Annotated in this window: 13 protein-coding genes; 4 read left to right on the top strand and 9 right to left on the bottom strand. The window is 68.8% G+C overall.

Annotated features, from left to right (window positions below; genetic code table 11):
* Positions 1 to 29 precede the first annotated feature (29 nt).
* The 3 genes from OH768_RS38040 to coxB are packed head-to-tail and all read right to left on the bottom strand — an operon-like array spanning position 30 to position 3,117.
* Complete coding sequence (locus OH768_RS38040) at positions 30 to 428, bottom strand: cytochrome c oxidase subunit 4 (protein ID WP_406460643.1); 399 nt, start codon at positions 426 to 428, stop codon at positions 30 to 32.
* Entirely contained in the window at positions 425 to 2,161 is a 1,737-nt protein-coding gene (gene ctaD, locus OH768_RS38035) for a cytochrome c oxidase subunit I (protein ID WP_406460642.1), read from the bottom strand. Before ctaD ends, OH768_RS38040 begins: the two co-directional genes overlap by 4 nt.
* A complete protein-coding gene (gene coxB, locus OH768_RS38030; protein WP_406460640.1) occupies positions 2,158 to 3,117 on the bottom strand; it encodes a cytochrome c oxidase subunit II in 960 nt (319 codons plus the stop codon). Before coxB ends, ctaD begins: the two co-directional genes overlap by 4 nt.
* A 284-nt stretch (positions 3,118 to 3,401) precedes the next feature.
* Here coxB and OH768_RS38025 point away from each other — a divergent pair, with 284 nt between their 5' ends.
* Positions 3,402 to 4,769: a cysteine desulfurase/sulfurtransferase TusA family protein gene (locus OH768_RS38025; RefSeq protein WP_406460639.1), complete on the top strand. Its 1,368-nt coding sequence runs from the start codon at positions 3,402 to 3,404 to the stop codon at positions 4,767 to 4,769.
* An 84-nt stretch (positions 4,770 to 4,853) separates the two neighbouring features.
* Here OH768_RS38025 and OH768_RS38020 read toward each other — a convergent pair whose 3' ends face one another.
* Positions 4,854 to 5,828: a carbohydrate kinase family protein gene (locus OH768_RS38020; RefSeq protein ID WP_406460637.1), complete on the bottom strand. Its 975-nt coding sequence runs from the start codon at positions 5,826 to 5,828 to the stop codon at positions 4,854 to 4,856.
* A 131-nt stretch (positions 5,829 to 5,959) separates the two neighbouring features.
* On the opposite strand from OH768_RS38020, the gene OH768_RS38015 reads away from it, so the two are divergent.
* Together OH768_RS38015 and OH768_RS38010 are read left to right on the top strand one after the other, a co-directional pair.
* Positions 5,960 to 6,181, top strand: a complete 222-nt coding sequence (locus OH768_RS38015) for a hypothetical protein (RefSeq protein WP_406460635.1) — start codon at positions 5,960 to 5,962, stop codon at positions 6,179 to 6,181.
* Between the two features lie 170 nt (positions 6,182 to 6,351).
* The gene (locus tag OH768_RS38010) at positions 6,352 to 8,187 is read left to right on the top strand and encodes a hypothetical protein (RefSeq protein WP_406460633.1); all 1,836 of its coding nucleotides are present in this window, start codon (positions 6,352 to 6,354) and stop codon (positions 8,185 to 8,187) included.
* Between the two features lie 107 nt (positions 8,188 to 8,294).
* On the opposite strand, the gene OH768_RS38005 is transcribed toward OH768_RS38010, so the two are convergent.
* Positions 8,295 to 8,651, bottom strand: coding sequence for an iron-sulfur cluster assembly accessory protein (locus OH768_RS38005; protein ID WP_406460631.1), 357 nt, complete (start codon positions 8,649 to 8,651; stop codon positions 8,295 to 8,297).
* A gap of 266 nt (positions 8,652 to 8,917) precedes the next feature.
* Between OH768_RS38005 and nadA the strand changes: the two genes are divergently transcribed.
* A complete protein-coding gene (gene nadA, locus OH768_RS38000; protein WP_406460629.1) occupies positions 8,918 to 10,102 on the top strand; it encodes a quinolinate synthase NadA in 1,185 nt (394 codons plus the stop codon).
* Between the two features lie 18 nt (positions 10,103 to 10,120).
* On the opposite strand, the gene OH768_RS37995 is transcribed toward nadA, so the two are convergent.
* The 4 genes from OH768_RS37995 to OH768_RS37980 form a co-directional block, all read right to left on the bottom strand.
* Entirely contained in the window at positions 10,121 to 10,804 is a 684-nt protein-coding gene (locus tag OH768_RS37995) for a response regulator transcription factor (protein ID WP_019075812.1), read from the bottom strand.
* Positions 10,801 to 12,021: a sensor histidine kinase gene (locus OH768_RS37990; protein ID WP_406460628.1), complete on the bottom strand. Its 1,221-nt coding sequence runs from the start codon at positions 12,019 to 12,021 to the stop codon at positions 10,801 to 10,803. The genes OH768_RS37995 and OH768_RS37990 overlap by 4 nt, the downstream gene beginning before the upstream one ends.
* A gap of 202 nt (positions 12,022 to 12,223) precedes the next feature.
* Entirely contained in the window at positions 12,224 to 12,502 is a 279-nt protein-coding gene (locus OH768_RS37985; RefSeq protein ID WP_200716464.1) for a PspA-associated protein PspAA, read from the bottom strand.
* A gap of 34 nt (positions 12,503 to 12,536) precedes the next feature.
* Positions 12,537 to 13,343, bottom strand: a complete 807-nt coding sequence (locus OH768_RS37980; protein ID WP_406460626.1) for a PspA/IM30 family protein — start codon at positions 13,341 to 13,343, stop codon at positions 12,537 to 12,539.
* Positions 13,344 to 13,407: the final 64 nt, after the last annotated feature.

The raw sequence follows: 13,407 nt of genomic DNA, 5'->3' as shown, positions 1-13,407 counted from the left end.
TGTCCGGGCTCGTGGGCGTTCGGTGTGTGCTACTGCGTGCGGTTCTCACCGCGGTAGTACTCGAAGACCCAGCCGAACAGGCCGAGCATGATGAGCGGCGCCGAGAAGTACAGCAGCCACCAGCCGATGGCCACGCCGAGGAAGGCCAGCGCGCCCCCGATGCCGAGGGCGAGGGGCTGCCAGCTGTGCGGGCTGAAGAAGCCCACCTCGCCGGCCTCGTCCGCGACGTCGGCCTCCTTGTTGTCCTGCGCCAGCGTGTCGATCCGCCGGGCCGTGAAGCCCAGGTAGAAGCCGACCATGACGCAGAGGCCGAAGGCCATGAAGAGGGCCGTGGTACCGGCCGCCTCCTTGGACCAGAGGCCGTAGACAACCGCCATGGCGAGCACGAAGACGCTCAGCCACATGAACATCCAGCCCTGGACCTTCACTTGCCCGCCTCCTTGCCGCCGGCGAGGGCCTTGTCACCGTGGTACGCGTTCTCGAGCTGGTCGAGAGCGGCGATCTCGGGGTGGTGCAGGTCGAACGCCGGGGATTCGCTGCGGATCCGCGGCAGGGTGAGGAAGTTGTGCCGCGGCGGCGGGCAGGACGTGGCCCACTCCAGGGAGCGGCCGTAGCCCCACGGGTCGTCGACCTCGACCTTCTTGCCGTACTTGGCCGTCTTCCACACGTTGTAGAGGAACGGCAGGATCGACAGGCCGAGCAGGAAGGAGCTGATCGTCGAGATCGTGTTCAGGGCGGTGAAGCCGTCGGCCGCGAGGTAGTCCGCGTAGCGACGGGGCATGCCCTCGGCACCCAGCCAGTGCTGGACCAGGAAGGTGCCGTGGAAGCCGATGAACAGCGTCCAGAAGGTGATCTTGCCGAGGCGCTCGTCGAGCATCTTGCCGGTCATCTTCGGCCACCAGAAGTGGAAGCCGGAGAACATCGCGAACACGACCGTACCGAAGACCACGTAGTGGAAGTGGGCGACGACGAAGTACGAGTCCGAGACGTGGAAGTCCATCGGCGGCGAGGCCAGGATGACACCGGTCAGACCACCGAAGGTGAAGGTGATCAGGAAGCCGGTGGCCCAGAGCATCGGGGTCTCGAACGACAGGGACCCCTTCCACATCGTTCCGATCCAGTTGAAGAACTTCACGCCTGTTGGCACGGCGATGAGGAACGTCATGAAGGAGAAGAACGGGAGGAGGACTCCGCCGGTGACGTACATGTGGTGGGCCCACACGGTCACGGACAGGCCGGCGATGGAGATGGTCGCCGCGACCAGGCCCATGTAGCCGAACATCGGCTTGCGGGAGAAGACCGGGATGACCTCGGAGATGATGCCGAAGAACGGCAGGGCGATGATGTACACCTCTGGATGGCCGAAGAACCAGAAGAGGTGTTGCCACAGCAACGCCCCGCCGTTGGCGGCGTCGAAGACATGTGCCCCGAATTTCCGATCCGCCTCCAGCGCGAACAGCGCGGCGGCGAGGACGGGGAAGGCCAGCAGGACCAGGACTGCGGTCAGCAGCACGTTCCAGCAGAAGATCGGCATGCGGAACATGGTCATGCCCGGTGCGCGCATGCAGATGATGGTGGTGATGAAGTTGACCGAGCCGAGGATCGTGCCGAAGCCGGAGAAGGCCAGCCCCATGATCCACATATCGCCGCCGATGCCCGGCGAATTGACCGCGCTCGACAGCGGCGAGTACGCGAACCAGCCGAAGTCGGCCGCGCCGTCCGGGGTGAGGAAACCGCCCACCGCGATCAGCGAGCCGAAGAGGTAGAGCCAGTAGGCGAACATGTTCAGCCGCGGGAACGCCACGTCGGGCGCGCCGATCTGCAGCGGCATGATCCAGTTCGTGAAACCGGCGAACAGCGGCGTCGCGAACATCAGCAGCATGATCGTGCCGTGCATCGTGAACGCCTGGTTGAACTGCTCGCTCGACAGGATCTGCAGACCCGGCCGTGCCAGCTCGGCGCGCATCAGCAGCGCCATGACGCCGCCGATCAGGAAGAACGCGAAGGACGTGACCAGATACAGCGTGCCGATCGTCTTGTGGTCGGTGGTGGTGAGCCACTTGATCACGACGTTGCCGGGTTGCTTGCGCCTTACCGGCAGCTCATCCGCGTAGTGGGACTCTGCTGCCGCGGCACCCTGAGGTTCGTTGAGGATGCTCACAGGTTGTTCGTCTCCCGGTTCTTCTCGTGGCTCGTCTGCGCGATGCCAGCGGGGATGTAACCGGTCTGCCCCTTCTTGGCGAGGTCCTTGAGGTGCTGCTGGTAACGCTCCGGCGAGACGACCTTCACGTTGAACAGCATCCGGGAGTGGTCGACGCCGCAGAGCTCGGCGCACTTGCCGCGGTAGGTGCCCTCCTTGGTGGGGGTCACCTGGAAGGCATTGGTGTGACCCGGGACGACGTCCATCTTCATGAGGAACGGCACCACCCAGAAGTCGTGGATGACGTCACGCGAGGTGAGGACGAAGCGGACCGTCTCGCCCTTGGGGAGCCAGAGGGTCGGACCCGGGTTGCCGGTCTGCGGGTTCTTCGTGGCGGGCGTACCGACGTCGTAGACACCGCCGGCGTTCGCCGGGAATTCCTTCTTGAACCGGTCCGGAATCGCGGCCAGGTTCTTGTCGGTCGTCGCGTCACCACTGACACCGTCGACGTTCTCGACGTAGTTGAAGCCCCAGCTCCACTGGAAGCCCACGACGTTGATGGTCACGTCGGGCTTCTTGTCGAGGCTCAGGAGCTTCGTCTCGTCGCGGGCCGTGAAGTAGAACAGCACCGAGACGATGATGAGCGGAACAACCGTGTACAGCGCCTCGATGGGCATGTTGTACCGGGTCTGCGGGGGGATCTCGACCTTGGTGCGGCTGCGCCTGTGGAACACGACGCTCCACATGATCAGGGCCCACACCAGGACGCCGACGGCGAGCGCGGCAGCCCAGGATCCCTGCCACAGAGAGAGGATCCGCGGACCCTCCTCCGTGGTCGGGGTGGGGAAACCAAGGCGAGGGAAGTCCTTGGATGTGCAACCGGTCGCGGTCGCCAGGACCAGGCCCGCAGTCATTGCCTGCAGCAGCTTCCGCCGCATCGGGCGCCGCGGCGAGCGGTCGGAGCCGTTGGGACTCACGTAGCGCCTTCCCGAGAGTCTCGCCCGCGCGGATTGGCTGCGGCCTGCCTTCACGCGGGTCGGTCGCCGCCCTGCGTCGGGCAGGGGTTTGGATGTTTATGCGGACCAAACCCTAGCCGACGCCCTCCGGGGGTTCGCGGGGAGGGTGGCATACGCGCGGCCCGTTACTCCTTGCGTCTAATAGCTCGGGGGTTCAGGTGATTTGGGCGGGTGCGGGACGCGTTGTGGCTTGTCGCGCAGTTCCCCGAGCCCCTTTTAACTCACCCGCGTTTTAACGTTGCCTTGTGTCCTACTTCGATGCCGCTTCGTCCGCGCCCCTTCATCCCGTCGCCCGGCAGGCGCTGTTGGCGTCTCTGGACGAAGGGTGGGCGGATCCTGCTCGGCTGTACCGGGAGGGACGTAAGGCACGGTTGCTGCTGGACGCCGCGCGGGAGGCCGCCGCCGAGGCCGTCGGGTGCAGGCCCGACGAGCTGGTGTTCACCACCTCGGGTACTCGGGCCGTACACACGGGTATCGCTGGGGCGTTGGCAGGGCGGCGGCGCGTCGGACGTCACCTGATCGTGTCAGCGGTTGAACACTCTTCCGTGCTCCATTCAGCCGAGAATCTGGTGTCGGCGGGCGGTTCGGTGACCGAGGTGCCCGTGGACCGGACGGGGGCGGTGAGTGCGCGGGCCTACGGCGAGGCGCTGCGCCCGGACACCGCGCTGGCCTGTCTGCAGTCGGCCAACCACGAGGTGGGGACCGTGCAGCCGGTCGCCGAGGTGGCCGAGGTGTGCCGGGCGGCCGGGGTGCCGTTGCTGGTCGACGCGGCGCAGTCGCTGGGGTGGGGGCCGGTCGAGGGCGCGTGGTCGCTGCTCGCGGCCAGCGCGCACAAGTGGGGCGGACCGGCCGGGGTCGGACTGCTGGCGGTGCGCAAGGGCGTGCGGTTCGCGGCCCAAGGGCCCGTCGACGAACGGGAGTCGGGGCGCTCCCCCGGCTTCGAGAACATCCCGGCGATCGTGGCCGCGGCGGCCTCCCTGCGCGCGGTCCGCACGGAGGCGGCCGAGGAGGCGCTACGGCTGCGGGAGCTGACGGAGCGGATCCGGGCGCGGGTGCCGCGGTCGGTGCCGGATGTGGACGTGGTCGGCGATCCGGTGCGCCGGCTGCCCGGGATCGTCACCTTCTCCTGTCTCTATGTCGACGGAGAGACTCTCCTGCACGAACTGGACCGGGCCGGTTTCTCCGTCTCGTCCGGATCGTCCTGCACGAGCAGCACGCTGACGCCCAGCCATGTGCTGAAGGCGATGGGGGTGCTGAGTGAGGGGAATGTGCGGGTGTCGTTGCCGACGGGGACGACGGAGGCGGACGTCGAGCGTTTCCTCGCCGTGCTGCCGGGGGCCGTGGCGGGGGTACGGGAGAAGCTGGGGGCGGCGGCGCCCACAGCCGTCGTAAAGGAGGACTCGCTGGTCGTGGACGCTCTCGGGAAGCGCTGCCCGATCCCGGTCATCGAGCTGGCGAAGGTCATCGGGGATGTGCCCGTGGGCGGAACGGTGCGCGTCCTGTCCGACGACGAGGCGGCCCGGCTGGACATCCCGGCGTGGTGCGAGATGCGGGGACAGGAGTACGTGGGCGAGGAGGAAGGTCCGGCCTACGTAATCCGCCGAACCAGCTGACGCGCCCGACAGGGGCGCGGGGCTGTCACACTTGCGGCTTCGCCGCGGGGCGCGACCAGCCCCCACACACCCGCACCCGACCAATCAGCCCAGGTGCTTACGGACCTCCACCGCCGCATCATCCCCGTACGCCTTGGTGAACCGCTCCATGAAGTGCGCACGAGACACCTGGTACTCCTGCGTACCAACCGTCTCGATGACGAGAGTCGCGAGCATGCAGCCGACCTGCGCCGCCCGCTCCAGCGAGACACCCCACGCCAGCCCCGAGAGGAACCCCGCACGGAACGCGTCGCCGACACCCGTGGGGTCGGCCTTGCGCTCCTCCTCCGCGCAGCCGACCTCGATCGGGTCCGCGCCGACGCGCTCGATGCGGACGCCGCGCGAGCCGAGCGTGGTGACGCGGTGGCCGACCTTCGACAGGATCTCCTCGTCGCTCCAGCCGGTCTTGGACTCGATGAGGCCCTTCTCGTACTCGTTCGAGAAGAGGTACGCCGAGCCCTCCAGCAGTATGCGGATGTCGCCGCCGTCCATGCGCGCGATCTGCTGGGAGAAGTCCGCGGCGAAGGGGATGGACCGGGTACGGCACTCCTCCGTGTGGCGGAGCATCGCCTCGGGGTCGTCGGCGCCGATCAGGACCAGGTCGAGACCGCCCACGCGGTCGGCGACGGTCTTCAGCTCGATCTGGCGGGCCTCGCTCATGGCGCCGGTGTAGAAGGAGCCGATCTGGTTGTGGTCGGAGTCGGTGGTGCACACGAAGCGGGCGGTGTGCAGCGTCTCCGAGATACGGACCGAGCCGGTGTCGACGCCGTGGCGGTCGAGCCAGTCGCGGTACTCGGCGAAGTCGGAGCCGGCGGCGCCGACCAGGATCGGCGCGGTGCCGAGCTGGCCCATGCCGAAGGCGATGTTGGCGCCGACGCCGCCCCGGCGTACGTCGAGGTTGTCGACCAGGAAGGAGAGCGACACCGTGTGCAGCTGGTCCGCGACCAGTTGGTCGGCGAAGCGGCCGGGGAAGGTCATGAGGTGGTCGGTGGCGATGGAGCCGGTGACTGCGATGCGCACGGCGAGGACTCTCCTGAGGGAGGCTGCGTTGACAGTTCACGCTACCCGGTCGGCGCGGCGGCTCTGAAGCGGCCAAAACTACCCGATAGTAGATCTTTCTTCGCGAGGTCAAGCGTGCCTACGGTGCCGCTATGACGAACCTCAAGGTCGACGGCCCCGTTCCGGTCCCCCTCGAAGGCGAAGGTGAGGCGGACCTCGCGGCGCTGCGCGGCGACTGCGCCCGGATGGCTCCCCACTGGGCGGTTCCCGACCGGATCGTTTCCCTTCCGGTGTCCCCGTCCCTCATCCACGGCGTGTCGGTGCCGTCGAAGTCGGCCAGGCTGCTGGACGCGATGGGCGAATACGGCAACTGAGTTCGAAGCCCGTCGGCTCCATCGGCGCGCTCGGGGGAACCGTGCGCTCCCCCGCTGCGTCCCATCGCTGTCCCCCGTAAAGGGGATGCGGGATACGACCCTTCCGCCTGCCTCTTTGACAGGGGCTGGTCAGGGTCATGGGACAGTTGCGCAGCCGAAGGAGCGATGCGGTGAACACCGAGCGACCCGACAACGAGGACGCGACAGGCGCCTCCGATGATGTGCCGGGCGTGGGGGACGCCGTGAAGGGCTCCGCGGAGGAGCCCGAGGTCGAGGACACCGGGGCCGGCGGAGGCGCTACGACGCCTGCCGTCGCGGGCGAGGACGGCGAGGACACGGATGAGGGTGCCGTTTCCGAGGAGGCCGGCCTGTCGGAGGAGACGGAACCCGAGGAGACAGGGCCCGAGGAGACGGAGCCCGAGGCATCCGACGTAGAACCCGACCCTTCGGAACAGCTCGATCCGGTGACGTCCGTGCCGCAGGCCGATCAGCCGGAAGGCTCCCAAGCACCAGAAGCCGCCCACCCGCACGACCACGCGGACCACACCGACGAAGGGCACCCGGCGCGATCCCGGTCCCGGTCCCCCCTCGTCATCGCCTCCGTGGCCGCCGCCGTACTGCTCGTCGGAGGTGGCGGGGCGTACCTCGCGTCCTCCTCCTCGTCCTCCGGGGGTTCGGGGGACGGGACGGGATCCGCGGCGTCCGGCGGCGGTGGGACTCCGCCGGCGCTCGCGCTCGACGGGTACGCGACGGGCGGTACGAACGGGATCGCGTCCGGGGAGCCGAATCCGTACGGCGAGACCTACAAGGCCAAGGGCACCCTGCCCGCCGGACCCGGTTCCGCGGCCGTCTACTCGCCGCAGGGTGACGTCGGCAAGGACTCGGTCGCCCGGCTCGCGAAGGCGCTCGGTGTCGTGGGGACACCGGTGGCCGAGGGGCAGTACTGGAAGGTCGGCGGGCAGGACGGCAGCGGGCCGAGTCTCCAGGTGAACAAGGCGGCGCCCGGGCTGTGGACGTTCAACCGCTACGCGCCCGGCACCGACAGCTGCACCGGCACCCTCAAGTGCGCGCAGGATCCCGGCACTTCGGCCACCGACCCGGTGAGTGTGGCGGTCGCGAAGAAGGCCGCCGCACCGATCCTCAAGGCCGTCGGTCAGGACGACGCGAAGGTGGACGCGAGTCAACTCATGGGCGAGCAGCGGGTGGTGAACGCCGAACCGGTGGTCGGCGGGCTGCCCACGCACGGCTGGACGACCGGGCTGACGGTCAGCGCCCAGGGTGAAGTGGTCGGCGCGAGCGGGCAGTTGGCGGCGCCGGTGAAGGGTGACGTCTATCCGGTGCTGAGCGCGCGGAAGACGCTGGCCCTGCTGAACGCGGCGCCCGGGACCGACCACCGCATGGGCATCGGCGGCTGCGCCAGTCCCGTACCGCTGAAGGACCGGCTGGAGGCACCCTGCGGATCGTCGACCGCTGCCTCCGCCACGCCCGCGCAGCCTTCGGCCACCGTCGAGCACGCGGTGTTCGGGCTCGCCACGCATTCCGTGGACGGGAAGCAGACGCTGGTGCCGTCCTGGCTGTTCGAGGTGCGGCAGTCGGGTACGCAGGACAGCTTCACGGTGACGTACCCGGCGATCGATCCGAAGTATCTGGCCTCGGCCGGCACGCCCACTCCGACGCCGACCTCGACGGCGACCGCGGCTCCGCACGATGTGAAGGCGGACGGTTACTCGGCCGACGGGAAGAGCCTCACCGTGACCTTCACCGGCGGGGTGTGCGCGGACTACAAGACGACGGCCGTGGAGAGTTCGGACAAGGTGACCGTCACGGTGACCGCGACGCCCTGGCCGAACAAGGTCTGCATCATGATCGCCAAGATCTACCACCAGAACGTGGAGTTGAAGGCCCCGCTCGGCGACCGCAAGGTCGTGGGTCCGGACGGCAAGGCGATCCCCGTGGAGAAGAGCACCCGGCCGACGGCGGGCGCGGGGCCCTCACTGGCTCGTTAAGCACTTCTCCACGGGCACCGGAAAAGCCCGAAGGCGGCGGCCCTGTCGGAGGGGGCCGCCGCCTTCGCCGTACTCAACTGCCCTGTGGGGCTTACGTCTAGTGGGGCTTAGCTGAACGAGTCGCCGCAGGCGCAGGAGCCCGTCGCGTTCGGGTTGTCGATCGTGAAGCCCTGCTTCTCGATGGTGTCGACGAAGTCGATCGAGGCGCCGCCCAGGTACGGGGCGCTCATGCGGTCGGTGACCACCTTGACGCCGCCGAAGTCCTTGAGGACATCGCCGTCGAGGGAGCGCTCGTCGAAGAAGAGCTGGTAGCGCAGGCCGGAGCAGCCACCGGGCTGCACGGCGACGCGCAGGGCCAGGTCGTCCCGGCCTTCCTGGTCGAGCAGGGCCTTGACCTTCGCCGCAGCGGCGTCGGACAGAAGGATGCCGTCGGTGACGGTGCTGGTCTCGTCCGATACGGACATCTACATCTCTCCCGGGTTGTACGGAGACTGCTTGCCGACGATGTCAACCGCCGGGGCCGTGGATTCATTCCGGGCCGTGCCCGGTGTCTTTCCCCCGGCACCTCTCTCCATGCTCGCACACCCCCGCAAGGTCCCCCGCTGAGTGCGTACCGGGATTGATGTCACATCGACGCTATGGGCATCGTCAAACTGACGTGAAGCAGTTATGATAGATAACGTCAATTCGACGAAAAGGCTTGTCTGTCAGAACAGAAAGGGTGCGTGTCGTGACCACCGCCCAGACCCAGGAGCTCGACGTTCAGCCGACGCCCCTCGCCCTGCTGCTGCTCGGCCGTGAGGCCGACCCGAGGAGCGAGCGCGGTGTCGAGTGCCCCGGCGACCTGCCCTCGCCGTCCGACCCGGACCTGGTCGAGCGGGCCCGCGCGGCCAAGGAGAAGCTCGGCGACAAGGTCTTCGTGCTCGGCCACCACTACCAGCGCGACGAGGTCATCCAGTTCGCCGATGTCACGGGCGACTCCTTCAAGCTGGCCCGGGACGCCGCCGCGCGCCCCGAGGCCGAGTACATCGTGTTCTGCGGTGTGCACTTCATGGCGGAGTCCGCGGACATCCTGACCGGCGACGACCAGAAGGTCGTCCTGCCGGACCTCGCCGCCGGCTGCTCGATGGCCGACATGGCCACCGCCGAGCAGGTCGCCGAGTGCTGGGACGCGCTGACCGAGGCCGGCATAGCCGAGCGCGTCGTGCCCGTCTCGTACATGAACTCGTCCGCGGACATCAAGGCGTTCACGGGCAAGCACGGCGGCACGATCTGCACCTCGTCGAACGCGCAGCGCGCGCTGGAGTGGGCCTTCGAGCAGGGCGAGCAGGTGCTGTTCCTGCCCGACCAGCACCTGGGGCGCAACACGGCGGTCCGCGACCTGGGCATGAGCCTGGACGACTGTGTCGTCTACAACCCGCACAAGCCCAACGGGGGCCTCACCGTTGAACAGTTGAGGGCCGCGAAGATGATCCTGTGGCGCGGCCACTGCTCGGTGCACGGCCGTTTCTCGCTGGAGTCGGTGGAGGACGTACGGGCCCGGATCCCGGGTGTCAACGTCCTCGTCCACCCCGAGTGCAAGAACGAGGTCGTGGCCGCGGCCGACTACGTCGGCTCAACGGAGTACATCATCAAGGCACTTGAGGCGGCCCCGGCCGGTTCGAAGTGGGCCATCGGCACCGAGCTGAATCTCGTACGACGGCTCGCGAACCGTTTCGCGCCCGAGGGCAAGGAGATCGTCTTCCTCGACAAGGCGGTCTGCTTCTGCTCGACCATGAACCGCATCGACCTCCCCCACCTGGTCTGGACCCTGGAGTCCCTCGCCGAGGGCAACCTCGTCAACCGCATCGAGGTGGACAAGGAGACGGAGGCCTTCGCCAAGCTGGCGCTGGAGCGGATGCTGGCGCTGCCGTAAGCCCGTACGTCTGTGGTTCTACTCCACCCGCGGCCGGACCAGCCCCGACTCGTAGGCGATGACGACGAGTTGGGCCCGGTCGCGGGCGCCCAGTTTGGCCATGGCGCGGTTGACGTGGGTCTTCACCGTCAGCGGGCTGACCTCCAGGCGTTCGGCGATCTCGTCGTTGGAGTGGCCGCCTGCCACCTGGACCAGGACCTCGCGTTCGCGCACGGTGAGGGCTTCGAGGCGTTCGGCGCGAGCCGGGTCGCGGTCCTCGTCCAGGTCGCCCTGGGCGAGGAAGCGGGCGATCAGGCCCTTGGTCGCCACGGGAGACAGCAGGGCCTCGCCGGCCGCGGCGACCCTGATCGCGCTGAGGAGTTCCTCCGGCTCGGAACCCTTGCCGAGGAAGCCGGAGGCGCCCGCGCGCAGGGACTGCACCACGTAGTCGTCGACCTCGAAGGTCGTCAGGATGACCACCCGGACATGGGCGAGCGACGGGTCGGCGCTGATCATGCGGGTGGCGGCGAGACCGTCCGTGCCGGGCATCCGGATGTCCATCAGCACCACGTCGGCCCGCTCCTCCTTCGCCAGCCGCACGGCCTGCGCGCCGTCCGAGGCCTCTCCCACGACCTCCATGTCGGGCTCGGAGTCGACGAGTACGCGGAAGGCGCTGCGCAGCAGGGCCTGGTCGTCGGCGAGCAGGACACGGATCGTCGTCATACGGGGTCCCCCGAGGCGCGTGGGCGGGTCTTGACCGGCAGGATCGCATGGACGCGGAAGCCGCCTCCGTACCGGGGACCGGTGGTGAGGGTGCCGCGCAGGGCGGTGACGCGCTCGCGCATGCCGAGCAGGCCGTGGCCGCCGCCGGAGTCGGGGTCCTGGTCCTCGCCGGAGCCGTTGTCGAGGACGGTGACCTCCACGTTCGGTCCCACGCGTACGACGCTCACCTCGGCCTTCGCCTCGATACCGGCGTGCTTCTGCACATTGGTGAGGGCCTCCTGGATGACGCGGTAGGCGGCCAGGTCGACGGCGGCGGGGAGGGTGGTGCCGTTGTCCGCGCGGGCCACCTCGACCTGGAGGCCGGCGCTGCGGAAGGTGCCGGCGAGCTCTTCGAGGCGGTCGAGTCCGGGAGCCGGTTCGGTGGGGGCCTCGGGGTCGCCGGACTGGCGCAACAGGCCGACGGTGGCGCGGAGTTCGTTGAGCGCCGAGCGGCTGGCCTCGCGTACGTGGGCGAGGGCTTCCTTGGCCTGGTCGGGGCGCTTGTCCATGACGTGCGCGGCGACTCCGGCCTGGACGTTGACCAGGGCGATGTGGTGCGCGACCACGTCGTGCAGGTCGCGGGCGATCCGGAGGCGCTCCTCGGCGACCCTGCGGCGGGCCTCCTCCTCGCGGGTGCGTTCGGCCCGTTCGGCGCGCTCGCGGATGGCGTGCACGAACTCCTTGCGGCTGCGTACGGCGTCCCCTGCGGCGGCGGCCATGCCGGTCCAGGCGAAGATGCCGAGGTTCTCCTGCGCGTACCAAGGGAGGGGGCCGCCGAGCATCGCGGCGCCGGTCAGCACGGTCATCGTGAGCAGGCCCACGCGCCAGGTGGTGGAGCGGTCGGTGGAGACCGCGACGGTGAACAGGGCGACCACGGCACACATCGCGACCGGGGCGCGCGGGTCGCTGGTGACGCTCTCGACGAGGGAGGCGGTGGCGGTGACGGCGAGGACCATCATCGGGGCGCGGCGGCGGAAGACGAGCGCGGCGGCGCCGACCGCCATGAGGACCAGGCTGAGCGGGTCAGGGGTGCGGATGCCCCAGCTGACGCCGTGCCCGCTGTGCGGGTCCACGAACGACCCGGCCACCATGCACACGAGCACCGCGGCGGCGAGCACCGCGTCCAGCGCGGAGGGGTGTGCCTCCATGTGACAGCGCGCGCGGTCGAGGGGCGTCATTCTGGCAACGGTACGGGGTCCCTGGCGGGGGCGGAACGGGGGTCAGCTGTACGTTCCCTGTACTGGTGCAGGGTGTTGGTGTGGGCGTCTCTGGGGGCTCCGTCCCCAGGCCCCCGGTCGGCCCTGAAGGGGCCTCGTCCTCAAACGCCGGACGGGCTGATTTTGTTGGCCTGCGCCTGAAAGGGCGCCGGACGGGCTTCCCTCACCCCGGGATCAAGCCGTCGTCGCTCAGCAGGTCCCGGACTTCCTCCAGCGTCGCGTCCGGGGACGGGAGGATGAGTTCGGAGGGCTCCAGGGAGTCGTCCGGGAGGGGCTCGCCCAGTTCGCGGACCTTGGCAAGGAGGGCCTGGAGGGTCTCGCGGAAGGCGGGGCCGTCACCGTTCTGTACTTCCCTCAGGAGTACGTCGTCCAGCTTGTTCAGTTCGGTGAGGTGGCCGTCGGCCAGCCTCACCTGCCCCTCCCCCATGATCCGTACGATCACGTCGCCCTCCTCAGGCGTGGGCCGTCACATCAAGTCACTGCTTGTCGAAGCGCGGGGTGTCCTGCGGCTGAGCCGATGAGTTCGACTGAGACTGGGACTGGTCCTTGCCGCCCTCGATCGCCTGCTGCGACGACGAGCCGCCGGCCAGCTCCGCCTTCATCCGCTGGAGTTCCAGCTCTACATCCGTACCACCCGACAGCCGTTCCAGCTCGGCCTGGATGTCGTCCTTGGCCATTCCGGTCGGGTCGTCCAGGGCTCCGGAGGCGAGCAGTTCGTCGATGGCGCCGGCGCGGGCCTGGAGCTGCTGGGTCTTGTCCTCGGCGCGCTGGATGGCAAGCCCGACATCGCCCATCTCCTCGGAGATGCCGCTGAAGGCCTCGCCGATCCGGGTCTGTGCCTGGGCCGCCGTGTACGTGGCCTTGATGGTCTCCTTCTTCGTGCGGAAGGCGTCCACCTTGGCCTGGAGGCGCTGGGCCGCGAGGGTGAGCTTCTCCTCCTCGCCCTGGAGGGTGGTGTGCTGGGTCTCCAGATCCGTCACCTGCTGCTGGAGCGCGGCCCGGCGCGAGAGCGCCTCGCGGGCCAGGTCCTCGCGGCCGAGGGCGAGCGCCTTTCGGCCCTGGTCCTCCAGCTTCGAGGACTGCGACTGCAGCTGGTTGAGCTGGAGCTCCAGACGCTTGCGGGAGGTGGCGACGTCGGCCACACCCCGGCGCACCTTCTGAAGCAGCTCCAGCTGCTTCTGGTACGAGTAATCGAGGGTTTCGCGCGGGTCCTCGGCCCGGTCAAGGGCCTTGTTCGCCTTCGCGCGGAAGATCATCCCCATACGCTTCATGACACCGCTCATGGGCTTCGCGCGCCCCCTTCTGACGGACTCCAGCTCCAGCGACTGCAACAGAACCCACAGTACG

The sequence above is a fragment of the Streptomyces sp. NBC_01622 genome (assembly GCF_045209635.1).
Lineage (GTDB): Bacteria > Actinomycetota > Actinomycetes > Streptomycetales > Streptomycetaceae > Streptomyces.
The sequence above is the reverse complement of the archived record's forward strand: the minus strand, read 5'-3'. Positions and strand labels throughout refer to the sequence as shown.

Coding starts and splice junctions, on each gene's coding strand:
- OH768_RS38015 (WP_406460635.1), top strand. CDS start 5,960: ATGACGAACCTCAAGGTCGACGGCCCCGTTCCGGTCCCCCTCGAAGGC.
- OH768_RS38005 (WP_406460631.1), bottom strand. CDS start 8,651: ATGTCCGTATCGGACGAGACCAGCACCGTCACCGACGGCATCCTTCTG.
- OH768_RS37995 (WP_019075812.1), bottom strand. CDS start 10,804: ATGACGACGATCCGTGTCCTGCTCGCCGACGACCAGGCCCTGCTGCGC.
- OH768_RS37990 (WP_406460628.1), bottom strand. CDS start 12,021: ATGACGCCCCTCGACCGCGCGCGCTGTCACATGGAGGCACACCCCTCC.
- OH768_RS37980 (WP_406460626.1), bottom strand. CDS start 13,343: ATGAGCGGTGTCATGAAGCGTATGGGGATGATCTTCCGCGCGAAGGCG.